22 protein-coding genes are annotated in these 26992 nt (G+C 59.0%); 15 read left to right on the top strand and 7 right to left on the bottom strand.

The features are described 5' to 3' along the window. Window positions 1–313: 313 nt before the first annotated feature. Window positions 314–2173 (top strand): sigma 54-interacting transcriptional regulator, encoded by a 1860-nt coding sequence (locus tag HQL98_10045; GenBank protein MBF0272391.1) that lies wholly within the window; start codon window positions 314–316, stop codon window positions 2171–2173. Between the two features lie 18 nt (window positions 2174–2191). Here HQL98_10045 and HQL98_10040 read toward each other — a convergent pair whose 3' ends face one another. The 3 genes from HQL98_10040 to glnD form a co-directional block, all read right to left on the bottom strand. Beyond that, window positions 2192–4543 (bottom strand): response regulator, encoded by a 2352-nt coding sequence (locus HQL98_10040; protein ID MBF0272390.1) that lies wholly within the window; start codon window positions 4541–4543, stop codon window positions 2192–2194. Between the two features lie 130 nt (window positions 4544–4673). Beyond that, on the bottom strand, window positions 4674–5438 hold the full coding sequence (locus HQL98_10035; protein ID MBF0272389.1) for a methyltransferase domain-containing protein: 765 nt from the start codon (window positions 5436–5438) through the stop codon (window positions 4674–4676). A 140-nt stretch (window positions 5439–5578) separates the two neighbouring features. Next, window positions 5579–8290, bottom strand: a complete 2712-nt coding sequence (glnD, locus tag HQL98_10030) for a [protein-PII] uridylyltransferase (GenBank protein ID MBF0272388.1) — start codon at window positions 8288–8290, stop codon at window positions 5579–5581. Window positions 8291–8471: 181 nt separating this feature from the next. On the opposite strand from glnD, the gene HQL98_10025 reads away from it, so the two are divergent. From HQL98_10025 to HQL98_09985, 9 genes are all read left to right on the top strand, one after another. Continuing rightward, complete coding sequence (locus HQL98_10025; protein ID MBF0272387.1) at window positions 8472–9506, top strand: rod shape-determining protein; 1035 nt, start codon at window positions 8472–8474, stop codon at window positions 9504–9506. Window positions 9507–9533: 27 nt separating this feature from the next. After that, the gene (mreC, locus tag HQL98_10020) at window positions 9534–10394 is read left to right on the top strand and encodes a rod shape-determining protein MreC (GenBank protein MBF0272386.1); all 861 of its coding nucleotides are present in this window, start codon (window positions 9534–9536) and stop codon (window positions 10392–10394) included. A 16-nt stretch (window positions 10395–10410) separates the two neighbouring features. After that, window positions 10411–10917 (top strand): rod shape-determining protein MreD, encoded by a 507-nt coding sequence (gene mreD, locus HQL98_10015; GenBank protein MBF0272385.1) that lies wholly within the window; start codon window positions 10411–10413, stop codon window positions 10915–10917. Further along, complete coding sequence (gene mrdA / locus HQL98_10010) at window positions 10904–12718, top strand: penicillin-binding protein 2 (protein ID MBF0272384.1); 1815 nt, start codon at window positions 10904–10906, stop codon at window positions 12716–12718. The genes mreD and mrdA overlap by 14 nt, the downstream gene beginning before the upstream one ends. After that, a complete protein-coding gene (gene rodA, locus HQL98_10005; GenBank protein MBF0272383.1) occupies window positions 12715–13875 on the top strand; it encodes a rod shape-determining protein RodA in 1161 nt (386 codons plus the stop codon). The genes mrdA and rodA overlap by 4 nt, the downstream gene beginning before the upstream one ends. 449 nt (window positions 13876–14324) lie before the next feature. Then, window positions 14325–15287 carry a UDP-3-O-(3-hydroxymyristoyl)glucosamine N-acyltransferase gene (locus tag HQL98_10000; GenBank protein ID MBF0272382.1) on the top strand — a complete coding sequence of 321 codons (963 nt, stop codon included), beginning with the start codon at window positions 14325–14327 and terminating at the stop codon, window positions 15285–15287. Then, window positions 15287–16345: a methyltransferase domain-containing protein gene (locus HQL98_09995; GenBank protein MBF0272381.1), complete on the top strand. Its 1059-nt coding sequence runs from the start codon at window positions 15287–15289 to the stop codon at window positions 16343–16345. The genes HQL98_10000 and HQL98_09995 overlap by 1 nt, the downstream gene beginning before the upstream one ends. A gap of 55 nt (window positions 16346–16400) precedes the next feature. After that, a complete protein-coding gene (locus HQL98_09990) occupies window positions 16401–17021 on the top strand; it encodes a TIGR04282 family arsenosugar biosynthesis glycosyltransferase (GenBank protein MBF0272380.1) in 621 nt (206 codons plus the stop codon). A gap of 162 nt (window positions 17022–17183) precedes the next feature. Next, window positions 17184–18041, top strand: a complete 858-nt coding sequence (locus tag HQL98_09985) for an integrase (GenBank protein MBF0272379.1) — start codon at window positions 17184–17186, stop codon at window positions 18039–18041. Here HQL98_09985 and HQL98_09980 read toward each other — a convergent pair. Next, window positions 18035–18454 (bottom strand): hypothetical protein, encoded by a 420-nt coding sequence (locus HQL98_09980; GenBank protein ID MBF0272378.1) that lies wholly within the window; start codon window positions 18452–18454, stop codon window positions 18035–18037. The two genes, HQL98_09985 and HQL98_09980, sit on opposite strands and share 7 nt — an antisense overlap. A gap of 99 nt (window positions 18455–18553) precedes the next feature. Between HQL98_09980 and HQL98_09975 the strand changes: the two genes are divergently transcribed. Then, window positions 18554–19888 carry an AmpG family muropeptide MFS transporter gene (locus HQL98_09975; protein MBF0272377.1) on the top strand — a complete coding sequence of 445 codons (1335 nt, stop codon included), beginning with the start codon at window positions 18554–18556 and terminating at the stop codon, window positions 19886–19888. Between the two features lie 21 nt (window positions 19889–19909). Here the strand turns inward: HQL98_09975 and HQL98_09970 are convergent, their stop codons facing one another. From HQL98_09970 to HQL98_09960, 3 genes are all read right to left on the bottom strand, one after another. Then, the gene (locus HQL98_09970) at window positions 19910–21061 is read right to left on the bottom strand and encodes a class I SAM-dependent methyltransferase (protein ID MBF0272376.1); all 1152 of its coding nucleotides are present in this window, start codon (window positions 21059–21061) and stop codon (window positions 19910–19912) included. 298 nt (window positions 21062–21359) lie between these two features. Next, window positions 21360–22940 (bottom strand): sulfatase-like hydrolase/transferase, encoded by a 1581-nt coding sequence (locus HQL98_09965; GenBank protein ID MBF0272375.1) that lies wholly within the window; start codon window positions 22938–22940, stop codon window positions 21360–21362. Window positions 22941–22958: 18 nt separating this feature from the next. Then, window positions 22959–23192, bottom strand: coding sequence for a hypothetical protein (locus tag HQL98_09960; GenBank protein MBF0272374.1), 234 nt, complete (start codon window positions 23190–23192; stop codon window positions 22959–22961). A 358-nt stretch (window positions 23193–23550) separates the two neighbouring features. Here HQL98_09960 and HQL98_09955 point away from each other — a divergent pair, with 358 nt between their 5' ends. From HQL98_09955 to dcd, 4 genes are read left to right on the top strand one after another with little or no spacing between them, the layout of a single operon-like run. After that, entirely contained in the window at window positions 23551–25038 is a 1488-nt protein-coding gene (locus tag HQL98_09955) for a hypothetical protein (GenBank protein MBF0272373.1), read from the top strand. A gap of 1 nt (window position 25039) precedes the next feature. Next, the gene (locus HQL98_09950) at window positions 25040–25720 is read left to right on the top strand and encodes an HAD family hydrolase (GenBank protein ID MBF0272372.1); all 681 of its coding nucleotides are present in this window, start codon (window positions 25040–25042) and stop codon (window positions 25718–25720) included. Between the two features lie 26 nt (window positions 25721–25746). After that, complete coding sequence (locus HQL98_09945; GenBank protein MBF0272371.1) at window positions 25747–26391, top strand: hypothetical protein; 645 nt, start codon at window positions 25747–25749, stop codon at window positions 26389–26391. A gap of 15 nt (window positions 26392–26406) precedes the next feature. After that, on the top strand, window positions 26407–26988 hold the full coding sequence (gene dcd, locus HQL98_09940; protein ID MBF0272370.1) for a dCTP deaminase: 582 nt from the start codon (window positions 26407–26409) through the stop codon (window positions 26986–26988). Window positions 26989–26992 lie beyond the last annotated feature (4 nt).

The following is a 26992-nucleotide window of genomic DNA, read 5'->3' as shown; positions in this document are numbered from 1 at the left end:
ATCCGTGATCTCCACCGTGTCCCGTGTTCCGTGATCCGGTGTGAGAGAAGTATGTTCTTTGCTTGATATAGCGCATAGGACGTGCCATGGGAGCGTGCCGGGCGAGAATGGTTCTCGATGATTGATATTGCTTGATTTGCGTGCGTGGCTCTTCCGGTTGCAAAGATCCTTTCCTGTTCGTGGGCAGCGGTGGACACATTTTGTGTGCCGGGATGGGACACGAAACATGTCCCATTGGGACAAAATGGGACATAATGTCCCAAGGCGAGAGACGATCCACGAGACCTGCTACGGAAAGGATGATCCCCCTCCCATGATTCCGATCAAACACCATCCGCCTTTTCTCACCTATTCTGTCCTGCTGGTCGGGGTGGGTGCCCATCTGGCCGCCCGATTGGGGGAGATGCTGCAATCGGTCTGCTCCGTGGAGCGGGTCGGGGATCTGGAAGAGGCTGGAGTCGTGATCAAGCGGGTTCCGATCGCTTTGGTGATGATCGAACTGCCGGCGGGCGAGTCGGTGGAACACCATGCCCATGGATTCATTCAGGCCGGATACGCCTTGCCGCTTCTGGCCATCGATCCGGCGGATCGGATCTCCCTGGTTCCTCCCTCCATCCCCCAGGCGGCCCATTTTCGCACCCGTTATACCTGGGATGACCTGCCGGAACTGGTCACCAGCCTGTTGCAGATGGCCTCTTTCCGTTTGGATACCAGCCTGTTGCGGGATACCCTGGAGACGGTCTCCAACAACGTCCGGGAAGGGGTGATCGTGGTGGATCACCTGATGGTGGTTCACAGTGTCAATCCCGCCGCCTTGAACGCCTGTCATTTCGCCGGTCCGGCCCTGGGACACTCCCTGTTGAACCAGAAAGGGGGGTGCGTGCCGGATATCTCGGCGTTGCTGAAACGGGTGATCGCTTCCCGCAAGGCGGAGTTGAATCTGTTTCTGTCCTGCGCCGGCCCCGCCGAGGAGCGTACCGAAATTCGGGTCAGCGCCACGCCGTTGCTGGATCATCTGGGTCACTGTTTTGGGGCGGTGGTGGTGATTCTGGACCGGGCCAGCATGACCCCCTTGCCGGATGTGTTGCGCAAGCGCCGCACCTTTCACCGTCTGATCGGCATGAGCGAAAAGATGCAGGAGGTGTATGACCTGATTGAATCGTTGGCCAACATGGATACCACCACCTTGATCACCGGGGAGTCCGGGGTGGGCAAGGAGTTGGTGGCCGAGGCGTTGCATTTCAAGGGGAGACGGGGGCATGGCCCTCTGGTCAAGGTCAATTGCGCGGCTTTGCAGGATAACCTTTTGGAAAGCGAGTTGTTCGGACATGTGAAGGGGGCGTTCACCGGCGCGGTGCGGGATCGGCCCGGACGGTTCGAGGCGGCTGCGGGGGGGACCATCTTTTTGGACGAGATCGGTGACATCAGTCTCTCCATGCAGACCCGGCTGCTGCGCATCCTTCAGGAAAAAGAGCTGGAACGGGTGGGAGACTCCCGGACCATCCGGGTGGATGTGCGGGTGGTGGCGGCCACCAACAAAGATCTGGCGGAGCAGATTCGGTTGGGCCGGTTTCGCGAGGATCTGTATTTCCGACTCAACGTGGTGGAGATCAATGTGCCGCCGTTGCGCAAGCGCCTTGATGACATTCCGGTTCTGGTCAACCATTTTATCCAGAAATTCAATCGCAAGTACGAAAAAAGCATTGTCGGCGTCCAGGACAGCGTGATGGAATTGCTGTTGCAATATCCCTGGCCCGGCAACATCCGGGAGTTGGAAAACGCCATCGAGCACGCTTTTGTGGTCTGTCGGCTGAATACGATCCGGATCAAACATCTGCCCAAGAGTCTGGTGGTGCAGCGGCTGTGCGCGGATCCATTGTCCGACAAAACCGATGAGGAGGAGAGTCCACCGGTTCCGCTGTTGTCCGTTGCGGTCCAGCCATCTGCGCCGCCGCCGCCGATCCCGCCCCCTTCCTCGGTTCCGCCTTCGTCCGCCCCGGTTCCGTTGCCCGTCGTCACTCCCCGTCCCCAGATGGAAAAAGAGGCCCTGATGCGCGCCTTGGAAGAGGCTCAATGGAAAAAGAAAAAAGCGGCCAAACTGCTGGGGGTGAGTCGCAGCACCTTTTACCGCAAGCTGGAAAAATACGGCATCGGGGGCGGAGAGGACAACTGAAGCGCGGGTTTCATGGTTTCATCTGGAGCGGGGTGTTGCGATGACCTGTTGCAGCGCATCCAGCAACCCCTTTTTGCCGATGGGCTTGGAAAGATACAGGGATGCTCCGGCTTGGCGGCACTGTTCGTTTTCTTTTCCCATGGCATGGGCGGTCAGGACGATGATGGGGGTGGTGGGCAGGGCCTGTTCCCGTTCCCATTGGCGAATGTGCTGAATGGCGGTGTATCCGTCCATCCGGGGCATCTGGACATCCATGATCACCACATCGAAGGTCGCGTTTTTGAATTGCTCCACCGCCTCCAGCCCATCCTCCACCATGACCAGTTGACAGGCGTTGTTCATCAGATAGGCCTCGAAGAGAATCCGGTTCTCCTCCACATCCTCCGCCAGCAGAATCCGCAGGTCCGGTGATTCCGTCTGCTCAGGAGCAGGGGAGGGTTCCAGCTGATCCGGATTGATCGGGGATCGGGCCTGACGCGTCGGCAGGGTGAAACAGAAGGTGCTGCCCACCCCCAGCCGGCTTTCCACCCAGAGGCGTCCTCCCATCATTTCCACCAGACGCCGGGAGATGGACAGTCCAAGACCGGTACCCCCGTAGCGGCGTGTGATGCCCCCATCCGCCTGGGTGAACTGCTCGAAAATGTGATCCATCTGTTCCTGGGAGATGCCGATACCCGAATCGGAAACCATGAACAGCGCCTTGTCCAGGGAGTCGGGGGACATGGTCAGGCTCACCTCGATCCCCCCCTGACTGGTAAACTTGATGGCGTTGCCCAGCAGATTGGTCAGAATCTGACGCAACCGTTCCGGATCTCCCTGCACCACCTCCGGGATCGCAGCGGAGATGCGTTCATGCAGGGTGAGTCCTTTTTCCTCGGTGAGTTGGCGCAGCAGCCGGACGGTCTCTTCCAGCAGTTGCCGGGGGGAGAACGGTATGTTGTTCAAGGTGAGGCGTCCCGCTTCGATCTGGGAGAAGTCCAGCACATCGTTGATCACCCCCAGCAGCGCCTTGCCCGAATGATGCGCGGTCTGGGCATACTGGAGCTGCTGGATCGAAAGATCGGTTTCCATCAACATTTCCGCCATGCCCAGCATCACGTTCATGGGGGTGCGGATCTCGTGGCTGATGGTGGCCAGAAATTCACTTTTGGCCCGGCTGGCGGTTTCCGCCTCCATTTTGGCCTGAATCAACGCCTCCCGTTGGGTGCGCAGGGTCTCTTCGGTGTGTTTGTGGCTGGTGATGTCCCGGGCCACCGCGTAGATGATCTTGCCCATGGGACGGGATCGCCATTCCAACCAGCGATATCCCCCATCCCGATGGCGATAGCGGTTGGTGAAATTGTAGATCGGTTTGTGGTTGACCAGAATTTGCGCCGCACCCCCAGTGGCGGCCTTGTCATCCGGATGCACGAAGTCGATGTAGGGTCGAGACATGAGTTCATCCACCGAGTATCCCAGGGTGTGCTCCCAGGTGGCATTGAGCCGCAGGAAAAAACCATCCACACTCGCGATGCACAACAGATCCGGGGTCAGGGCGAAAAATTGATCCAGCTCTTCCCGCAGTCGTTTGATTTCGGTGATGTCGGTCTGGGTGCCCACCACACGCAAGGGTTTGCCCTCGGTGTTGCGCGCCACGATTCGGGCCCGTTCCAGAATCCACATCCACTCCCCGGAACGGGAACGCAACCGGTGTTTGCTTTGATAGACCCGTGTTTCCCCATTCAGATGGCGTTGCAGATTCTTTTGGGCGAGGCTGCGGTCATCCGGGTGGATCAGCCGCAGGCGGGACTCCATGTGGGGAATGATCTCTCCGGGCGCGTAACCCAGCATGGTCTCCCACCGGGGGCTGAAATAGACCGAATGGGTCTGAAGATCCCAGTCCCACAATCCGTCGCTGGTGCCTTCCATGGCCAGTTTCAGGCGTTCTTGCTGGTATCCCGACGCCTTGCGCAGATGATCCCGTTCCGCCCGGGTTTGATGCAGTTCGATAAAAAGTTGTACCCGGGAGGAGAGGATTTCGGGATCCACCGGTTTTTCGAGGCATTCGACGATCCCGGAGTGCTGTTTCATCCGCAGTCGGGAACGGTCCCGGCAGGTGTCGGTCAGCAGCAGAATCGGGGTGGAACGGTGAAATTCGTTTTCTCTCAGACGGTGAACCAGCGTGACACCATCGTGGCCGGGGGTCTGCATGTCCAGGAGCACCAGTGCGAAATGATGCTCGGACAACAAGGATTCCGCCTGACTGATGGAATCCCCTTCAAGAATGTCCACGTTCAAAGGCGCCAGCATCACCCGCAGGATGTTTTGGTTGGATGGGGTGTCGGTCGCCAGCAGGATTTTGGGGCGTTGTGGCGTGAACGTGGTACGCATGAGTGACTTATCCCGAGGAGTGTCAACGGACATCGGCAGGGTGATCATCCCTCACGGCTGACGAAGGGTCAGCCGTGAGGTGTTTGGACCAAACGGATTTAGTATTTTCTATTTTTTCAATAATTGCAATCTATTTGTTGCACGATTGGGCCTGTTCTGTATTTTTTGTCGTCATTTGCGCCTCATGGTGGGTGCCGTGAAGCACCATCCACATCCATCCCGGTTCCCGTTCCACCTTGAACACGGAACGGAAATGTTTCAAGAGCATCTGTAACACCAGTTCATCCCGTCCCCAGTTCACCGCCTCGAATGGACCACCGGTGGAGGTCTGTCCCTCTCCCAGGGAGAGATCGTAGATGGCGAAGCCGTCCTCTTTGAGGGCCCGGGCATGTTCTCGGAAAAAGGCGTCCAGGTCGAAGGCGTGGTCCACGCAGTTGGAATAAACCATGTCCAGGCTGCGGTCCTCCTCTTCCAGATGCATGAAGTCCCCCTTCTTGACAAAAGAATTTTCCGGACCGGGGTTCAAGTCGATGCCTTGGGCGTTCGGGAAACCGATATCCCGCAGCACTTCCACCTCGGTGCCCTGACGGGCGCCCATGCACAGGATTCGGGCATCCGGTTTGAGCAGACCAGGCAGCAGACGAAAGCGTCTGAAAAACCGCAGGCGATAGTCATACAGCTCTTTTTGTCCCAGGCCGCCCTTGATGGTGAGCATTTCGCTCCATTTGGCCTTCTGGTGGTTCAGGTACTCCTCGTAATCCGCATAATCCCGGTAAAGGATGCCGGATTCCTCATGGCTCTTCCAGCCCCCCTTGCCGTGGTGTTTGTTGCGCACGGGATGTTTGTCCCGTTCGTGGTTGTAGTTGGGATCCTTGAGCTGACGCCATGCGCGCATCTGGGCTGTGTCCAGGGGCGAGAAACGCGTGATGAAAGTTTTGATCCAGAACTTGAGAAACATATTCGGCTCCACCGAAGTCGTAAGTTGCCTGGGGATCACATGGGTTCAAAGGGGCGTCGTTGGGACGCCAAGTCTGTTCATTCCAGCTTGTCCACCGCCTGTTGCAACAGCTTGGAGACCATGTTGAGCTTGCGGGGATCGAGTTTCAGGCCGAACATGTCCCGCAGATAAAAGACATCCACCACCCGTTCGCCGTAGGTGGCGATTTTGGCGGCCCGGATTTGAACCCCCTGATTCTGTAACACCCAGGTGATGGCGAACAGCAGTCCTGGCCGGTCGAGGGAGGTGATCTCGATGACCGTGAAGGTGTCCAGAGAGTCGTCCACCTCCAGGGAGAAGGAGATTTCAAACGGCTGGCGACGCAAACGGCTCGGAGGCGGATTGGCCAGGAGAATGCTGGGTCGGAGTTTGCCTTCCAGCACCTGGGTCAGGGTGGTTTCGATGCGCTCCTGACGCTCGGCGGTTTCGATGGGCTCGCCGTTTTGGGTCTGGATGATGAAGGTGTCCAGGGCCATGCCGTCTTTGGTGGTGGTGATGTCCGCCGACAGAATGTTGGCGCCCGCGGCGGCCAGACTCCCCGAGATGCGGGCCATCAGTCCGGGGTGATCCGGAGTGTAGACCAGCATGCGGGTGGCGTTGATCTTCGGCACCTGCTTGAAGACGATCACCAGGGGGTGATCCTCCACGGATTGCAGGGCCACGAAGTGTTCCGCCAGCATTTCCGGATCGTAGTGGGTGAAATAGTCCGGATAGAAGCGGTCCAGATGGCGACGGACCTGTTCGGGGTCGTGTTCGTTGGACAGCAGGTTGAATGTGGCCTCCTTGAGGGTGGCGGCCCGCAGGGCGATCTCTTCGGGGGTGAAGATGATGCCTTTGTCCAGGGTGTCGAGGCTGCGTTCGTAGAGTTGGCGCAGCAGATTGCCTTTCCACTGGTTCCACACCCCCGGACCCACGGCGCGGATATCGGCCACGGTCAACAGCACCAGCATGTTCAATTTGCGGACGGTGCCGATCTGTTTGGCGAAGGAGGCCAGGGTTTCCGGATCGTTGATGTCGCGGCGGAAGGCGGTGCGGGAGAAAATGAGATGATTTTCCACCAACCAGGCGATCATCTCCACGTCGTTGGAGGGCAACGCCATCCGTTCGCAGATTTTGCGGGCGATCACCGCGCCGCGAATCTGATGGCCCGAACCCAATCCCTTGGCAATGTCGTGAAACAGCACCGCCAGATACAACACAGCCGGATTGTTGAGTTTTTGCATCAACTGGGTCGCGATTGGCAGTTCCTGGGAGAACTTGCCCGAACCGATGTGCCGCAACGACTCCACCGCCAGAATGGTGTGTTCATCCACGGTGAAGACGTGATACATGTCATGCTGGGTCTGACCGATGATGCGTCCGAACTCCGGGATGTAGCGCCCCAGAACGCCGGCGTCGTTCATGCGTCGCAGCACCCAGGCCACGGCCCGTTTGCCGTTGAGCAGTTGGAGAAAAACGGCGGTGATGCGGGGATCGGCGCGGAACTCCCGGTTGATCAGATGGAGATTGCGGGTGATCAGGCGCATGGTGTCGGGATGGATCGACAGCAGATTGCGCTGCGCCACTTCAAACATGCGCATGATGCGGATCGGTTTTTGGGCGAAGGTATCTGGGGAGGTGACGGTGATCTTGCCGCCGGCCACCTCGAAGGTATCCTCCAGATGACGTCGATCCCAGACCAGCACCTCCCGGTGTTCGTCTTGATATTTGCGCAAAAAGATCCAGGAGAGATGACCCACCCGTCGCGCCACCCGGTAATAGCGGCGCATGAACTGTTCCACGGCCAGCATGCCGGGCAGATCCTGATAGCCGAACTCCTTGGCGATGGTCACCTGATGGGCGAAGGTCAAGCGGTCGTCCCGGCGACCGGCCCGATAGTGGAGGGCGTTGCGCACCCGACGCAGGAAAGCTCGACAACTTTTGAAGTTGTTGAACTCCTCCTGGGTGATGATCCCCATGGGGATCAGATCCTGAATGCGGGGTACCTGATAGCGATATTTGGAAATCCAGGCAAAGGTGTGCAGATCCCGCAATCCCCCCGGATTTTCCTTGATGTTGGGTTCGAGATAGTAAAGCGACGCCCCGAACCGTTCATGACGCTTGCTCTGCTCCAAAAGCTTGGCGCGCAGGAAACTCAACGGATCGTTAAGCAGGGCATGCTCGAACAAGGTGGTGCGATAGTGGGAGAAAAGTGTATGATTCCCGGCAAGAAATCTGGACTCAAGCATCGAGGTCAGAATCTGTAATTCTTGGCGCGCCTGTTGCACACACTCCTCCACGGTTCGCACCGCGTGGCCCACATCCATGCCGATATCCCACAGCACGTAGAGCATCCGTTCCACGAGGGGGAGTTGGTCGCCATGGTTGTCGGGGACGATGAACAGCAGATCGATGTCGGAGTAGGGGGCCAGATCCCGTCGTCCGTAACCGCCGGTGGCGGCGAGACAAAAGGATTCATGGCTTTCTTGTCCGGCGACCACCAGGGCGTGGATCCGTTGCAAGATGGCATCCGCCAGATGGGTGTGTCCCTGGACAATGAACTGTCCGCTTGCACCGGCCAGATGATTCTGCTGCAATTGCTCCCGCCCGGCGCTCATGGCGGTGCGCAACACCGGGAGAATGGCGCTGCGCTGGGCATCGGTCAAAGGTGTCGCGCCATCGTGGATGGCGTGAATCTGTTCATCCAGGGCCGCGAGGTCCAGGATGTCCTCTTTATTGAATTGGGGCGTCATGGTTCGGATGGGTGCCATGTTTGCTTTCCGAAGTGGTAGAAAAAATGGGTGGGCGGGCTCCGCAAGACCAAGGGGATGGGGTGACAATCACCGGTTTGCCCGTTAGGATGTGACCGGTCGGGAGCCTTGGTCAATGGATGATCGTGGCGTCGATGACGCGCCATGCGGCGAAGATGAGAATTTTTCATAGGTATGCTCGATGTTTAATAAGCTGAAAGGACTCTTTTCCACCGACATGGCCATCGATCTGGGAACGGCCAACACCCTCGTGTATGTGCGTGGACGGGGCGTGGTGCTGTCCGAACCCTCGGTGGTGGCGATTCATGAAAGCTCCCGCGGCGTCCGCAAGGTGCTGGCGGTGGGCAACGAGGCCAAACGGATGCTGGGGCGTACCCCCGACAGCATCGTGGCCACCCGACCCATGCGGGACGGGGTGATCGCCGACTTCACCGTGACCGAGGCCATGCTCAAGCATTTCATCCGCAAGGTTCACAAGCGACGCCTCTTTTATTCCCCCCGCATCATCGTCTGCGTGCCGGTGGGGGCCACTCCGGTGGAACGCCGCGCCATCCGCGAGTCGGCGGAAAGCGCCGGAGCCCGGGATGTCTATCTGATCAACGAACCCATGGCCGCCGCCATCGGCGCCGGACTCCCCGTCACCGAGGCCAGTGGCTCCATGGTCATCGACGTGGGTGGCGGCACCACCGAGGTGGCCATCATCTCTTTGGGCGGAATCGTCTACTCCCGCTCCATCCGGGTGGGGGGCGACAAGATGGATGAAGCCATCATTGCCCATGTGCGTCGAAAATACTCCCTCCTGATCGGGGAGGGAACCGCCGAAATTATCAAAATTCAAGTCGGCTCCGCTTTTCCCCTGGAAAAGCGGTTGGAAGTTGAGGTAAAAGGAAGGGATTTGATCCATGGTGTGCCCAGGCATCAGGTCATCTCGGATCCCGAAATTCTCGAAGCCCTGGCCGAACCCATCAACGCCATCGTCGAAGGGGTGCGGGTGGCCCTGGAACGGACCCCGCCGGAACTGGCTGGAGATATCGTGGACCGAGGGATCGTCCTGACCGGAGGCGGGGCACTGCTCCGGGGATTGGATCTGCTGTTGGCCGAAGAGACCGGTTTGCCGGTCATCATCGCCGATGATCCACTCTCGTGCGTGGTCATGGGATCCGGCAGGGCGTTGGAAGAACTGGACAACATGTCCGACATCCTGATGGATCGCTAGCCCATCTTTCCCATTCAAGGTTGTTTCATGTCCGCTTTCCTGGTGCTCCTGAGAGAATACCGGAACGCCATCTCGGTTTTCATAACCCTGATGGTCGCTTTTTTCCTGCTCCTCATGGCCGGTGGCACGGTTTCGGGGGATCGGCACGGCATACGCGAAGCCATTTTGCAAATCACCGGAAGCGTCCAATCCCTGCTCTCCCGTCCGGTCTCCACCATCGAACGGTTCCAGGATCGCATGTCCGAACTGTCCCGGCTGGATCGGGAAAACCGTCAGTACAAGGCGGAAGTGGAACGACTGCGTCCCCTGGGCATCCGTCTGGAAGAGCTGGAACAAGAAAACCATCGTCTCAAATCCCTGCTGCAAATGCGTCCCGATCCCGCCTTCCGCGCTCTGGCGGTACGGGTGGTGGGGGACTCCTCTTCCGCTTTCGCCCGTTCCTACATCCTCAACGCCGGACGTCAGGACGGGGTGATCGTCAATGCCCCGGTGACGGTGCCCGAAGGGTTGGTGGGGCGGGTGGTGCGGGCCTCCGACACCGCCTCCCTGGTGATCTCCCTGCTGGATCTCAACTCCCGGGTTCCGGTGTTGATTCAACGTTCCCGGGTCAAGGCCGTCTCCGCGGGTCAGAACAACACCCGGCTCAACCTGGAATACCTCCCCAAGGACGCGGATGTGGTGATCGGCGATCTGGTGGTCACGTCGGGCACCGGAGGCATCTTTCCCAAAGGACTCGCCGTCGGCAAGGTGGTCTCCCTGGAACCGGGTCGGGAAGGACTGTTCCGCGAGGCCAAGGTGCAACCCATGGTCGATTTCGACCGGATCGAAGAGGCCCATCTGATGCTGCCACAGGCAACCCGGCCCGCTGACGCCGCTCCCACCCCATGAGGCGCGCCACGATGCCATGATGGTCTCCATGCTGATTCCTTGGCTACCGGCCATGACCATCTTCATGGCGGCCGTGGTCCAGGAAATGGCCCTGCCTTTCGCCGCCTGGTCGGTGTTCCGACCGGATCTGGTTCTGATTTGTCTTTTCTATTGGCGCCTTTACCGCCCCGACCGTTGCGGTCCCATTCTGGCTTTGCTTTCCGGTCTGCTGGTGGATGTGGTCTCCGGAGCCCCTTTGGGATTGAACGCGGTCTCGAATATCCTCCTGGTGCTGCTGATTGGTCGGTTCGGTCGTTTGATCCGCTCCATCGACTTTTTCTATCTGTTGTTTGTGCTGCTGTTTTTTGTCTATCTGGGGGAGGGGATCCAGTTGGCCCTGGCCGCCATGAAATGGGGATCGGCTGCCCGTTGGCCTTTGCTCACGGGGCGTCCCGTGGCCACCGTGTTGATCGCTCCCATGGTGATTCATCTGCTGGTCACGGTCCATCAATCCTGGTTGGAGGAACCCCATGCTCGACGATGACCGGGAACAGTTCCGGGGGGATGCCCGGCGACGGTTGCTGTTGGTGGGTGGGTGTCTCGGCGCGGGTTTCATGGTTCTGGGGGGCCGGCTGTTCCATCTCCAGGTGATGCGCGGCGGAGAATACCGGACCCTGGCCGAGGACAACCGCATCAGCCTCAAACCCATCTTCGCCCCCCGGGGCCGGATCTTCGATCGCGAAAACCGGGCGTTGGTGGAAAACAGTCCCGACTTCGAGGTGGTGGTGGTGCCGGAACTGGCCGGACCCCTGCGCATGCTGTTCAAGCGTCTCGGCCGGCATATCGATCTGTCGGAAGAGGAGGTCAAACACCTGTTGCAGCAGGCCCGCCGGCAACGTTCCTTTCTCCCGTTGCGCGTCAAATCCCACTTGAGCTGGGAAGAGGTGAGCAGCATCGAGGTGCGCATCCACGAGTTTCCCGGCCTGGATCTGCAAAGCCAGTCGGTCCGTTATTATCCATTCGATTCCTTGGCCTGTCATGTTCTGGGATATCTCGGGGAGCCGAGCGACGGGGATCGCAAACGGTTTTCCCGGATCACTTTCCGTTCCGGGGATCAGGTGGGCAAAAGCGGGGTGGAACAGCACTTCGAGGAGTTGCTCCGGGGCCGCGAAGGCGTTTTGGAAATGGAGGTCAACGCAGTGGGGCGGCATGTGCGGGAGTTGCACCGCAATCCCCCGGAGTCCGGCGAGGACCTGCATCTGTCCATCGATTTCGACCTGCAAAAAGAGGCCCAGGAGGCCATGGGGGAGGAGATCGGCTCGGTGGTGGCCATGGATCCCAATACCGGCGAGATCCTGGCCATGGTCAGCACCCCCAGTTACGATCCCAATCAATTCATTCGCGGTTTCACCCATGCCCAGTGGCAGGCCTTGAGTACCGATCCCGATCGGCCATTGATCAACAAGGCCCATCAGGGACAATATCCCCCCGGTTCCACCTTCAAGATCGTGGTGGCCCTGGCGGGCTTGAGCACCGGAAAACTGGATCCCAGAGAACAGGTCCATTGTGGTGGCTTTCTGCTCAAGGAGGAGCAGCGTTTTTATTGCTGGCGGCGCCATGGTCACGGCAGCGTGAATTTGATCCAGGCGCTCACCCAGTCGTGCGATGTGTTTTTCTACAAGCTGGCGGAGCGTCTCGGCATCGACGCCATCGAACGTCAGGCCCACAAGATGGGATTGGGTGGCGTGACCGGGGTGGACCTGGATGCGGAACGGCCCGGCTTGATCCCCTCCCGGGCCTGGAAGCGCAAGATGTTCAAGGCCTCCTGGTATCCGGGGGAGACCCTGATCACCGGCATCGGCCAGGGGTACGTGTTGACCACGCCGTTGCAACTGGCCTCCATGATGGCGACCGTGGCCAATGGGGGTACGGTGTATCGGCCTTCCCTGCTCAGGCTGGAGCCCGGTCAGGCGCCGGATGTGATGAGCCGTAACAATTTTTCCGTGCATCATCTGGAGTTGATGCGCCAGGGTCTGGAAGCCGTGGTGCATGATCCCACCGGAACGGCGGCCAAGGCCCGGCTCGAAGGAGGAATCCGGGCGGCGGGCAAGACCGGAACCTCCCAGGTGGCCCGCCACCGACGGGAAAAGAGCGGTCAAATCATCAAATCCACCAACGAAAAATTGCAGGATCATGCCCTGTTCGTCTGTTACGCGCCTTTGGACAGACCCAGGATCGCTGTGGCCGTGATCGTGGAACACGGGGGACATGGGGGATCGGCAGCCGCTCCGGTGGCCAAGCGGGTGATGGATCGATTTTTCACCAAGTACGGGAGCAGTTCGTGAACGAGTCCGAATCGGGTCACTCCTGGTTGAGTCTGGGTGGAACCGCTACAGTGGCGTGGACGGAGCGACTGCGGCGTTTTCCCTGGAGTCTACTGCTGCTGTTGCTGTTGACGATTTTTTTTGGTTTCGGGGTACTTTATTCGGCGGTGGGGGGAGAGAACAATCTGTGGCTTTTCTGGCGACAGGTGATTCAATCCGCGTTCGGCATCGGCATCATGCTCACGGTCTCCCTGCTGGCCGGAGAAAAGGTGTATCGCCGCTTCTCCTATCTGTTTTATTCCGGCAGCCTGTTGTTGCTGGCCGTGACCATGATCATGGGTAGCGTGGGCATGGGGGCGCGGCGTTGGCTGGAGGTGGGTTTCTTTCGCTTGCAGACCTCCGAATTGATGAAGGTCGCCTTGATTCTGGCCCTGGCCCGTTATTTTCACGATCACGCCAAGGCGGGATCCCTGGGATGGCGGGATCTGGGGGTTCCCTTCCTGATGATCCTGTGTCCCATGGCTTTTATCATCAAGCAGCCGGATCTGGGTACCGCGGTGTTGCTGGCCGGGGTGGGACTGTCGATCGTGGTGGTGGCCGGCATCTCCTGGAAAGTGCTGTTGACCATGGTGATCGTGCTGGGCGCCTCGATGCCCTTGGCCTGGAATGGGTTGCACACCTACCAGAAACAGCGAATCATCACCTTGTTTTCGCCGGAACGGGATCCGTTGGGTTCGGGATATCACATCATCCAGTCCAAGATTGCGGTGGGTTCCGGGGGGGTGACGGGAAAAGGGTTCATGGCCGGCAGTCAAAGCCAACTGGATTTTCTGCCCGAACGGCATACGGACTTCATCTTTTCGGTGCTGGCGGAGGAGTGGGGCTTTTTGGGTGGGGTGACTCTGTTGGTGTTGTATGCCTTGTTGATCTTCCGGGCGTTTTTGATCGCCGAAATGGCCAACGACCGCTTCGGCCTGTTGACCGTGGTGGGAGCGACCATGCTGTTTGCCGTTCAGGTGGTGGTCAATGTCGGTATGGTGCTGGGTCTGCTGCCTGTGGTGGGGGTGCCTTTGCCCCTGATCAGCTACGGCGGCAGTTCCATGGTCACCTTGATGATCGCCATGGGCCTGTTGGCTCATGTGAGCCTGTATTCCCGTCAGCATGGGCGATCGGTGTAATGGAGGGAGGATTGGGGCGGATTCTTTTGATGCCTTGAGTCGTGCGATCAGCCACTGCAGGGTTGCCAAACGAGCCAGAATTTCTTTCATGATGGCGCATGGTACATGTTCCAGTTTTTTGCGGAACGGGATTGAAAATCAAGTGCCCTGGGTTGGTCACACCGGATGATCCCAACCAGAAACGCGGAGCGCCAGGTCTTGACAAAGTGATTATTGGCAGTCAGATTCCCATCCATGTAACGATGTCTGGAGATGACATTTCAGTTTTCGTATCAAGGGAGAACACGCGTCTCCGAAGACAGGAATCGGCGTTTGCGAGCCGGGAAATCAGGAGTTGCGGGAACCGGTTGCCCGGCAGCCAAAGCAGATCGCGGAGTTGCCGTATCCTTTGTCCATGCAATGGCCAATGGAATGTCTCTTGAAATAACCCATTGTGGAGTCGCAGGTCCATGAAACTCACAGAACTGGCCAGGCAACTGGGTGTGGAACATCGGGGGGGGGAGGTGGAGATTCATGGGGTCGCGCCGTTGGATCGGGCGGGAACCGGGGATCTTTCTTTCGTGACCACACGCAAATGGTTGAGCGAGGCCCAGGGGGCGTCGGCGTTGTTGGTGTCGCCGGAGCTGGCCGGGGAGGCGGAGGGGATGGTGGAGGTCCCTTTGCTGATCAGTCCCACTCCGGGTCGGGACGCGGGACGTGCCGCGTTGCTGCTCGGCGGGCGTGAACTGCGGATGACGGGCATCCATCCATCGGCGGTGATCGATCCCACGGCTCGGCTTGGCAGTCGTGTGACCATCGGTGCTTTGGCCGTGATCGGCGCCGAGGTGGTCATCGGGGATGATTGCGTGATCCATCCCGGCGCGGTGATTCACGAGCGTTCGGTGATCGGGGCCCGCAGCGTGATTCATCCCAACGCGGTGATCGGCAGCGATGGCTTCGGGTTCGAGTACGCGGACGGAGCCCATCAGCGGATTCCCCATCTCGGTATCGTCCGTATCGAAGAGGATGTGGAGGTCGGGGCCGGCACCACTGTGGATCGTGCCCGTTTTGGCGAAACCCGGATCGGCGCGGGCACGAAAATCGATAATCTGGTGCAAATCGGCCACAATGTTCAGATCGGTCGCGCCTGTATCATCGTGAGTCAGGTGGGGATCGCCGGTTCCTGTCGCATCGAGGATGGGGCGGTGCTGGCGGGTCAGGTGGGTTTGGCACCCCATGTGACCGTGGGGCGGGGTGCCCGCATCGCCGCGTCCACCGGTGTGGCCGGGGATGTGCCCGCCGGGGTGACATGGTCCGGATGGTGGGGGTGTCAGCATCGGGAAAATCTTTCTCAGATCAATGCGTTGCGCAAATTGCCCGAGTTCATGAAAACCGTGCGGGCCTTCATGAAGGGCCAGGAGTCGGGTGAATGATGCAAGTGGAAGACGAGGTGCGCAAAACCTATTCCGAGGGTGCGGCGCGGGTGGTGGAGTCGTTGTGTTGTCCGGTGAGTTATGATACCGCCTTGCTGGAAAAATTGCCTCGGGAGATCATCGAGCGGGATTACGGTTGCGGGGATCCTTCCCGTTATGTTCGTTCCGGAGATGTGGTGCTGGATTTGGGCTCCGGAGGAGGCAAGATCTGTTACATGGCGGCCCAACTGGTTGGTCCGGCGGGGCGGGTGATCGGCGTGGACATGAACGACGACATGTTGGCTTTGGCCCGTCGTCATCAGGCCGGAATGGCCCAGGTGCTGGGCGGGGACCGGGTGGTGTTTCGCAAGGGGAGAATTCAGGATCTGGCGTTGGACCAGGATGCGGTCGCACGTTATCTGGCGGCTCATCCGGTGATCGATTCCGCCAGCGCCGATGCGTTTCAACTCTGGGAGCAGCGTCAACGCCGGGAACAGCCCATGATTCCGGATGAAAGCGTGGATCTGGTGATTTCCAACTGCGTGCTCAATTTGGTGGACGATGCCCAGAAGGGGGCGCTGGTGGCCGGGATCTTCCGGGTGCTCAAACCCGGCGGACGGGTGGCCATTTCCGATATCGTGGCAGACCGGGCCGTGCCGGCTCATCTGAAAGAGGATCCGGAGTTGTGGTCGGGTTGCATCTCTGGAGCCTTCCAGGAGGCGGAATTCGTGCGTGCTTTCCAGAACGCCGGATTGGTGGGGGTCGCTTTCGACAAGTGGGAATCCACCCCGTGGCGCACGGTGGCGGGGGTGGCGTTTCGTTCCGTGACCTTGACCGCCGTGAAACCGCTGCGTCCGGAGTCCGGGGAGCAGGAACCTTGTGTGGTCATCCAGCGGGGTCCGTTCCCGGTGGTTGAGGACGAATCCGGAGTCCGTTATCCGGCGGGAGAGCGGGTTACGGTGACACGGGAAGTATTCGAGCGGCTGGGACAGGAGCCGTTTGCCCCCTGGTTCATCCGACTGGCGCCGGATCCAGTGGCGCCATCGCCCTGCGGTTGCGGACCGCACGGCTGTTGTTGACGCCTGTCGCGCCTTGGTCAGCGGTCCTTCCTTATCCCGCAAGGCGTCTTTTTCCTTGAATTTGCTGGGCCGGGCGCCTGAGCCCGGCTGCGCCAAGACCCGTCTGATTCCCGCCCTGGGAGTCGAGGGGGCGGCCCTGGCCCATGCTGTTCTTTTGACGCATGTGGCCACCCAGGCCCGCCGCTGGTGTGTCAGCGCCGGTTCCGGAGTGCTGTTCCGCCTGTGGGGAACTCCGGATTGTTCCGCGCCGTTGTTTTCTCTTCTTGCCCATCCCGACGAACGAAACATTCAACCCCCTGGGGATTTCGGGGAGCGACTCGCCCATATTGCCCGATCCGGTCTGGCCGAAGCCGACGCCGTGATGCTGCTGGGAGGGGATGCCGTCAGCCTCGATTCTTCGACCCTGGAGCAGGCCGCAGAGGTGTTGTCACGCCATCCCGCCGTGCTGATTCCGGCGGCTGACGGGGGTTACGTCCTGCTGGGTCTCAGACGTTTTGCGCCGGAGCTGTTTGACGCCATTCCCTGGGGAAGCGATCGGGTTGCCGAGGCCACACGTCAGGCTTTGCGCGCTTTGGATTGGTCCTGGGAGGAGCTGCCGGGCCATTGGGATGTGGATCTGCCGGAGGATTGGGAACGTTTCCGACGCCTTGAAAAGAGTTGGTCCGATAATTGCTGAAATGTACCTTGTCTCGACATGGGGTTGACTGGAGGAGACCGCGCAGTGGTGCTACGCAAGGAATCTCCAAGAGAAGAAAGTGCCCCTCCAGTCAACTCCACGTCCGGGGCCAGAGACGACATAATCGTATTGCTTTATCGGAATCCATAGGAGTCTTTACTGATGGGCGATTTCCCCCACACGATCCAAGAAGAGCATCCACTCGATCCGCAGGTCAAGGCGTTTGCCCAGGCACCGTCCTTGACAGACGCGACGCGCGCGGCTTACTGGGGCGATTTGCGCCGTTTCATCGACTGGGGCGGAGCCATCCCGGCACCTGAAAAGATGGTGGCGACCTATCTGGTGGAACATGCCAACAGCCACAAGTTTGCCACCTTGGCCCGTTGGCGGGTCTCTTTGGGCAAGGCACACTCGGCTCAAGGTCTGGTTGACCCCACCAAAACCGAAATGGTCAACGCGGTGCTCAAGGGCATCAAGCAAAAACATGGCCGTGAACAACGCCGCGTGGCCCCTTTGACCGCCACGCAAACTTCCGCTGTCTTGAACGCGATGGGGGATCGCCTGAAGGATCTGCGGGACAAGGCTTTGATTCTGGTCGGTTTCTCTGGAGGGTTGCGCCGTTCGGAACTCACCAGTCTTTTGGTGGAAAATCTTCGTGAACGGACCGGAGGCATGGAACTCTCCTTGAATACCGGTCGGCTGGTGATGATTCCCTACGGTCAGGATCCCATCTGTCCGGTGACGGCCCTCAAGGCGTGGTTGGCCGCCTCGGAAATTGCGAGCGGAGCGGTATTCCAGGGGATCAACCGTCACGGACGGATCTCCGGACAGCCTTTGACGGGTCATGGCGTGGCCCTGGTCATCAAGGAACGGGTCAAGGCCGTGGGGCTGGATCCTACCCGTTACAGCGGATGCAGTCCCCGGGTGGGGGGTATTCTGGAAGGCGCCCAGGACGAGGGCAGCAGCCTCCTCGATGGCGATCCGATGCCCATGCCCAAGGCGGCCCACGGACATCAGTAAAGAAGCGGATCGGCCCGCGAAGGGAGTACCAAGCGTCCGTCCGCTTCCAGCGCACGGGCGAGGGTGATGATTCCCTTCCGGGCCGTTTCCACCTGATGTCGTGATGGGGGGCTGGAAAAGGTCAGCGCCTCGCGCAATACCTCGGCCCCATGGCGTGAGAGCTGGTTGGCAAAACGTTTCACCAGGCTCTCCCGCATGCCCCGCAACGCCGTAGCCAGTTCCTCCGGGGCAATCTCCCGCAACAGGGTCTGCAATCCCCGGTCATCCAGTTTTTCCAAATCCTCGAATACCACCAGATGATCCCGTACCGCCCTGGCCAGGGCGCTTTCGTGTTTTTCCAGATGAGACAGCAGGCGATCGGCGGTGGTGCGATCCAGACGTGCGAGAATCTGTGCCACCTTTTCGCAACTCATGGCCGATCCTGTGGTGGAGGCTTTGTCTGGATCGCTTCCGCTGTTATCATCCGGGGCGAACAAGCTGCATCGGGTGCGGATTTTAACCGGGAGTCGTTCATGGAATCATCCCCCTTGTCGGGCACGCGCTGGCGTCCCTGGTCGGCCCTCGCCATCTATCTGGAACCACGGGTGGTGGTGATTTTTTTGTTGGGGTTTTCCAGCGGCCTCCCCCTGGCCTTGACTGTGAGTACGTTGTCATTATGGCTGGCGGAGTCCGGGGTAAGCAAGACCTCCATTGCCATGTTCGCCTTGGCCGGAGCGCCTTATACGTTCAAGTTCCTTTGGTCTCCGTTGGTGGATCGCATGCCCATTCCGGGTTTGACCAGTCGTCTGGGTCAGCGGCGGGGGTGGGGATTGTTGACCCAGGTGGCGTTGATCGGGAGCATACTGGCCCTCGGGGCCAGTGATCCCTCCCGCGATCCCTTCTGGACCGCTTGGTTCGCGTTGGCTGTGGCTTTCTGGTCCGCCACTCAGGATATCGTGATCGACGCCTATCGGGTGGAAAGCCTGGAAGAGCGTCAATACGGGGCTGGTGCTGCCATGAGCGTGCTGGGTTACCGGTTGGGCATGGTGTCGTCCGGGGCCGGGGCTTTGTATCTGGCGACCTTCTGGGGTTGGTTTTCCGCCTATGCGGTGATGGCGGGATTGATGGGGATCGGCTTGCTGGTGATGCTGTTCAATCCGGAGCCGCGTCGGGGGGGCGGGGAGGTGTCTGCCCCGCTGGTGATCCGTGGCGTCGATTTGACCGCCGTGGGAGGACGGGGAAGCCGGGTGCTGGCCTGGATCTCCGGCGCGGTGATCGCCCCGTTCGCCGAGTTCATGGGACGGCGCGGGTGGCTGCTGACGCTGTTGTTCATTCTGCTGTACAAATTCGGCGATGCCCTGGCCGGGGTGATGAGCGCGCCGTTTTATGTGGAGATGGGCTTTTCCAAGATCGAGATTGCCAATGTGACCAAGCTGTTCGGATTGGCGGCGGTGCTGATCGGGGGGGTGGTTGGCGGAATTTTGACAGACCGGATGGGCATCACCAACGCCTTGTTTCTGTGCGGACTGTTGCAGATGGTTTCCAACCTGATGTTCGTGCTGCTGGCCCAGACCGGCCACTCCATGGAGATGTTGATCGTGACCATCGCGGTCGAAAACATCTCCGGGGGCATGGGTACTTCGGCTTTTGTGGCCTATCTGTCCCGATTGTGCCACGTGGCTTATACCGCCACCCAGTATGCGTTGCTGTCGTCGTTCATGGCCTTTGGCCGTACGCTGTTGGCCTCGGGAGGGGGGTGGCTCGCGGATCGCATGTCCTGGTCCACTTTTTTTCTGCTCACCACCCTGGCCGCGATTCCGGGGTTGCTGTTGTGGGGAGTGATGGTCCGGCGCTACAAGATCCACTGACCACCCGCCCGCATTCCCCCATCAGGTGCGGTCGTATTCGTAGATGGTTCTGCCGCTGTTGGACACCACGGTGGCGGCCACGATTTTCGCCCGTTTTTCCAGAGCGGCGAGAAAGGTTTCCGGGGTGTAATGGGTGAAAATGTCTTCGCGGATGGCCAGCATGGTGCGAATCGTCTCGTCTTCCTTCTGGACGAATTCGATCAGGCCCCGGGGAGCCAGTTTCACCAGCATGTCAACGGCCTGATCCAGCGGAATGTTCTTTCCGATGGCCAGATGATGTATAAAAGCCAAGGCGATCAAGGCGTCGGCCCGTTTGGAGCGCTGCTCGAAGCCTTCCCGTTCTTGTTGGCGCCAACCGGAATCCGGACTGGGGTTGGTGGCATCGAAACTCAGGGGTAGAAAGTGGCTCGAAGCCAGTTTGGAGCGTTCGTAGGCCAACTCCACCGCCTTGTGATCGAAATCGAATCCAACCACATAATCCGCCCCGCCTTGCAATGCCGCCATGCTGTAATCGCCGACATTGCATCCCAGATCGATCAGCAGCCCGGGGGTCCATTTTTTCGCGAATTCTTTCACCACACGGTGTTTGGTGGCCGCGTCTTCTTTTGAGTAGACGTTGTTGTGGGCATACTCTTCCCAGACGCTTCTGCCGGTATCCTTGGGAACCAGGGTGGTGATCCAGTCCCGCAACAGAGTCAGGAAACCGGTATAGGCGGTTTTGGAGAATTGTTTATTGTTGTTGATTTTGGCGTGGGCGGATTGTGGGTTTTTCAGGGTTTTGCGTTCCAGCCAGGCCGGCAGGACCACTTGCGAGAAGATGTTCCAGGAGAATTTATCCCCTAAAGACAACAGGGCGTTTATGTCGAGGGTGGAAATGCCGGTCAGTGTGCCCCGATACCATGCGTTGTGGGGAAGGCCCTTTTTGGCCCGCAGCAGCAAAGGATTCAAGAACTGCTCGCAGAATTGACCATGGGCCAACCAGAATTGACCCTCCCGATAGGCCGCCAGGGAGAGGACATCGATGAAGACCGGCTTACTGCCGATGAACTGGACATTGTAGGCGGTGGCATCGGTTAAAACGGCGTTTTTTGCCAACAAGAACAACTGGAAATCCAGATGCAGCAGGGCAGCGGCTTTCAATTGGGCGAACGACCATTCGTATGGATAGGAGATATAAGGGATTTCTTCATGGGTCAGCACGTGGGCCGCGTGGGTCAACTCGGCTGGCCATTCCGCAGCGGGCAACTCCCGGGTACCGATCAGAAAGCCCTGGTCGATGGATTGTTTCAGCAGGTCATGTTGCTGGAGAAAGGCGTATTGCTCCCGGGCGCAGGGATGGATGGTACGGAACCATCGACCGTCGATGTGATAGACCTCACCAGCCGGATCACGGTAGGAACCTGCCACTTTTCCTTTGATCTCATGCATCTTGATGGCTCCTCGACCGGTCGGGATTTTGCCAGACAGGCCGTCAGAAGGATACTTCGGTGGTGGAAGGACTTTGGGCAAACGGGCTGGCCTGCAACAGGAAAGCTGAGATATCTTCGGAAGTGGTCAATTCCTGTTTGACCAAAGCGGGAATCAATCGAAACAAGGCGATGGTGTTGATGGGGGTGGCCAGGGTCAAAGGCGGATGGTGTCCGGCCGGTTTGATCAACAAGGGGACACGATGATTCTGGGGGCGACCGTACATGTGCATGGAGGAGCGATACCAATGGTCGGCAGTGATGATCAGTGTTGTTGAATCCCAGACGTCATTTTTTTCCATGGCCTGCCGCAGGTGGCCCAACCAGTGGTCGGTCAGCACCAGATTGTCCATATAATCCACGTGTCCGGCGCTGGAGTAGTCATCCAGCACCCGGTCGTAAATAAAGGGTGTGTGGGGCATCATCATGTGAATATAGGCAAAGTCCACATCGGCTTTGGCGACCACCTGTTCGGCTTGCCGGAGATAGGCTTTGGCGTAGACGAGCAGGGAGTCCCGTCCCAGCAGGGCGGAGATTTGTTGTGTGAGTTGCAGAATGCGACTCAAGGGCAGCAGGGTGATGACTTTCGAGAACTGACCCCTCATGAGGTTGATCAGAGAGGGTTGGTTTCTTTGGCGAACGGTTGGCAGAGGAACGATGCGGGCATCGGCGGGATATTGGCCAAAATTGACGAATCGCTCGATATCGCTCATTCTTAAAGTTGTTTTGTTGTCGTTGTTTAGAACGGTAAAGATGGTTTTTTCATGCTTCAACCGGTTGGTGGAACCGTCGATGAAGGTGAGCAGTCGATCCCTGCCGGTTTTTTGGGAATCGGTGACGACCTTTCCGGTGAACATGGAAGGCATGGAAAAGGAGGTTTGTGGTCCGGGGGGAAAGGCGTTTTGGGCGCTGAGGCTCTCGGAGCGCAGACGGTCGAACTCCGGCATTCGCACCGACTCCGGTCGATCCTGGAAGGCCAAACTGTAGTCCATTTCGTCGAAGACCAGCAGCAGCACCCGGTGGCGATGGGGAGCGTTGGTGTTGAGCAGTGGGTAATCGGTTCTGGCCGGGATTGTTTGTTTATCAGCCGGTTCGGCCCAGGTGACGACTTGGTACAAGGATTTGGACAGGGTCATGATGAGAAACGGGATGAAGATTAGGCTGACGATGTAGGTGGTCTTGGCCAGGGGGGGCAGGTTTTTCAAGACGATAATTGTAATTAAAATCAGCGTCAAACCACCGAGAATCAGACTGTTGACTTTGCCCAGTTTGGGAACGAGGGAATCTTCGTATTGGGTCGGGATCGTGAGCCAGAGAACCAGCAGACCCGTCAGCACCAGGAGGTATTTTACGCTGGTCTGGATCCAGGGACGTGCGGAGTGGCGGGCGATCACAGCCGCCAACCAGAAGAATCCCCCCAGGCTCAGGACGTTGCTGATGGCAGCGAGAAATTCGTATCGGGATGTGTATCCAGGGCCGAGAACCGTTTCCCAGTTGGTCAGAAACAAAAGGTTGGCCAAGGAAAGGGAGACCAACCCATCAAGCAGCAGTTGGCGTGGGTTGGTCTGCGCTGAAGTGGAAACCATGCATGCAGCCTTTTGTCTTTACGGTTGTCTGGTTTCCGACGAATCAGAGACAGCGGTTTTGGCACCAAAGAAGTTGCTCCAGGCGGTTTTGACTTGTCGCCAATACAGCTTGATGATGCCAGCCATGCCGACGATGCCACCAAGTAATACCTGAAGGTACATCGAACCGGAGATCGGGTCGATGTAGGCGTGCGCGGTTACGGGATACACGGAGAGGCTGATCAAAAATAAAACAATAAATTTATTTCTCATGTTTTTTTCCCCTGCATCGGATGGTCTGGAGCAATCCGACACATATGTTTTTTGCAATGAATCCCATATTATAGCTGAATAATACTTGCCAAATTTTAGCAAAAAATTGGATCTCAAGGCAAGCCCTTTTTGAGGACTTCTCGCAATTTGATATAATTATCCCGAATAATCAATTTGATGTCTTTGCGCTGTCCGGTGCGTCGCGTGAGCCGTGATAGGCCCTGGCATCGGGTTGTTGCGTCTTTCCGGATGACGGATGGGTGCGGTACGGTTTCATCTGTTCCAGTAGCATGCCTTTTGCATTAATGCCTTCCTGGGTTGCGGGTCTGTGTTTCAACCGGAGGAAGGGACAGGGGTGATGGATTTTATTCCATTGTATTACAAAGATAAACTGGATTTAGTCAATCCCGGATCCGGTGATGTGGGCATCCTCACCCTGTGGTCTCCGGTTGCGGTGATCCGTCAACATTTCGTCGATGCCGGGATCGATCTGACCCCCCATGCGTCCCGCATCGTGGCTTTCGGTACCCTGTACGGCGAAGGATTGCCCGAACTGTTGCGAAATCTGCTGTACAATCCCCAGATTCGCCATTTGGTGTTGTTTGGCGTGGATCTGGGGGGATCGCGGGAGAGTGTGACGGGATTTTTCGCCCGGGGTCTGGAACCTACCCTGTGTCTGGGCACCGTGGTCCAGCAGATCGTGGGCACCAGCCAGAAAATCGATGGCGGGGTGCGACCGGAGGCGTTTCAGGGTCGTCTGGCGGTGGTGGATCTGGGCAAACCCGGGGATCCGGAGACCGCAGAACGACTGCGCAGCTTTTTCGCCACCCTGCCGCCGCCGGCTCCCGTGACCGCGGAGCGATGGGAAATCCCCTTGGCCCGCTTTGAGGTGAACCGCTTTCCCTCGGATCCCCGTGGGCATCAGATTCTGGCGGACGGGCCGCTGTTGGCCTGGAAGGAGTTGATCCACCGTCTGTACCGCTTCGGTCATCGGGTCACCTTGTCCAAGGGGGAACGGCTGGAGTTGCAGAATGTCAAGGTCACGATCCGGGATCCGGTGGATGAGTCCCCGGAACAGTTGCGCGCCCACGGATTCGAGCTGGGGGCGTTCGAGCGTTATCGACAGGGGATCCTGTCCGATACCGCCATCCCGCCGGATCAGCATTATGGTTATGGCAACCGCTTGCGAGGCTATTTCGGCGCGGATGAACACGATACCCTCGCCAGGGCGGTTCGCATGTTGCGGGAGGATCCGGATTCCCGTCATGTTTTCATCTCTCTTTGGGACACCGGACGGGATCTGTTGTCGGATGCCGATGGGCATCCGTGTCTGGTATCCCTGTTTGCGCGTCGCTTCGAGGGGGCGTTGACCCTGACGGCCCTGTTTCGCACCCATAACGCCCTGACGGCGTGGTTGATGAATGTCCATGGCCTGATGGCGATCCAACGTCAGATCGCCCGGGAGAGCGGCCTGGCGCCTGGCGCGTTGACCCTCATTAGCCACTCCATCACCATCGATCCCCAGGGTGGGGGGCTGGAGCGGGCCCGCAGCATCCACGATTTCAGAAACCGGGAACAAAACGAAAGCAACGGATTCCGGCAGGATCCCCATGGGGATTTTGTCACCTCGGTCAACGAGGATCTGGGACAGATCGTGCTGGAACACCGTTTTGAAGGACAACGATTGCACCGGTATGCGGGCGCGACCGCCGAAGAGATCGAACGTCAACTGGTCACGGATCTGGCGGTTTCGGATCTGGGGCATGCCCTGTATCTGGGTCGGGAGCTTGGGCGGGCCGAGGCGCGGCTCAAGCGGTCGAAACGCGGCCCGTTGAAAGGGGGATGACGTGTTTGTCTTCCTGGACATTGGGTTCACCGTGATCGGTGGTCCGGAGATCGGGCCTTCCGGATGGCTGGCCCGGGAGCTTGGGTTGTCGGCGGCGGCCAAGGGGGATTTGAAAGCCTGGCTGTTCACCACGGACCTGACCGCGCCGGAGAGTCTGGCGGATCGGTTGTCCGGGGCGCATGGGCTGGATCGGGAGCGCACCCGTCGGGTGGTGGCCGGATTCTGGGCGCGGCAGATTCAAGACGCCTATCCTTTGCCCGGCGCCCAACGGTTTTTGGCCCAACTGGATCAGGCCAACATTCCTTATGCGTTCATTTCCAACATCTGGACCCCGTTTTTGGCGGGTTTCGCCCGGGTTTTTCCCCACGCCTTCGAGCGGGCGCCCCTGTTCGCCTCCTGTCGGTTGGGGCTGGCCAAGCCGAATGTGGCCTTGTATCAAAAGGCCCTCGACGGCTGTGGCGTGACACCTGGGCAGGCGGTGATGATCGGCGACACCTACGAGATGGACATGGCCCCGGCCCTGCAACTCGGCATGAAAGGTGTCTGGCTGTTGCACCGCCCGGAGAAGGAAAAAATTGATCTCGTGGCGGTGTTGAATCAACGGGTCTCCCGTCCGGATCTGACTCTGGCGGGTATCGACGGGTTGAACCTGGAACACCTGTCCGGACTTTTTGCCGCATGAAACTCAAGAAAACCAGTGGAGAATCCATGAATATCACCCGTGTCGAAACGATCGGAGAGGTGGAGTTGTTGCAACGGTTTGCAGACACGCGCTTGCGCGGCCATGGTCAGCCCCTGATTTATCAGCAGGCCAAATTGGCGTTGGTGCGGCAGGTGGATCCGGCCAGCCTGTATCCGGCGCAACGCTATATCCTCCGGGAGGACCATCAACGGCTGCACCATCTGTATCTGGCCTTCCGGGAGCGGGGAATCGACATTTTCAATCTGGACGGGGGGCTGTTTTTCTGGCTGGCCGATGACACCCTGCCCGGCGGGGAGGATGGGCCGATCCCCTTGATGCCGCCAGTGGTGGAGCTTTCCGTGGAGCCGGATGGTCGCACCATTCCTTTGATCAACGACGGCATGCATCGGGTCTATACCGCCATGCGGCTCGGGGTGCCGATCAACATCGTGCTGGCCAGCGACGTGCCTGCGGAATATCCCTATTACGCCTTTGCCCTGGAAAAGGGCTGGGCGGAGGTGGTGGAGTTGGAGGAACTCCCGGACGGATTCGTCAAGAAGGCCTATCGGGATCCGGCGCAGTACAAATCGTTGTTTCGGGATTTCAACGCGGTCTTCGAGGGGATCCAGAAGCAGCGCAAGCAGACCAATCCGGACTCGCTGCAAGCGTAATCAAGGGAGAGGGCGATGCGATTGTCGGACCAGGATATCTTGAAGGCCATCACGGCTGGCCGGATCGTGATCGATCCCATGCCGCCAGACAGTTGTTTGGGTTCGTTTTCGGTGGATGTGAGTCTGGGGCATGTGTTTCGCACCTTTCGTCATGTGCGGGTGCCGTATCTGGATCTGTCGGATCAAAAGAGTGTGCATTCGGTCTCCGAGGCCTGTATGGAAGAGGTCACCATCGGGGAGCAGGAGCGGTTCATTTTGCATCCGGGAGAGTTTGCCCTGGGCATGACCCGGGAGCGGATCGGAGTGGCGGAGGATCTGGTGGGGTGGCTGGATGGCCGCAGCAGTCTGGCCCGGGTGGGATTGATGGTTCACATCACCGCCCATTCCATCGATCCGGGGTGGGACGGTCACATCACCTTCGAGTTTTTCAATGCGGGACGGTTGCCTTTGGCCCTGAATCCGGGATTGCGCATCGGGGCCATCTCCTTTGAAACCCTCTCATCCCCCACCACGCGCCCCTACGGCAAGAAAACCGGCGCCAAATACCATGGCCAGCAGGCTCCATTGTCGAGTCGGCTCGGGCTGGACGGGGCGTGAACCT

The organism is Magnetococcales bacterium (assembly GCA_015231755.1).
Taxonomy (GTDB): Bacteria; Pseudomonadota; Magnetococcia; order Magnetococcales; family Magnetaquicoccaceae; genus Magnetaquiglobus.
The sequence above is the reverse complement of the archived record's forward strand: the minus strand, read 5'-3'. Positions and strand labels throughout refer to the sequence as shown.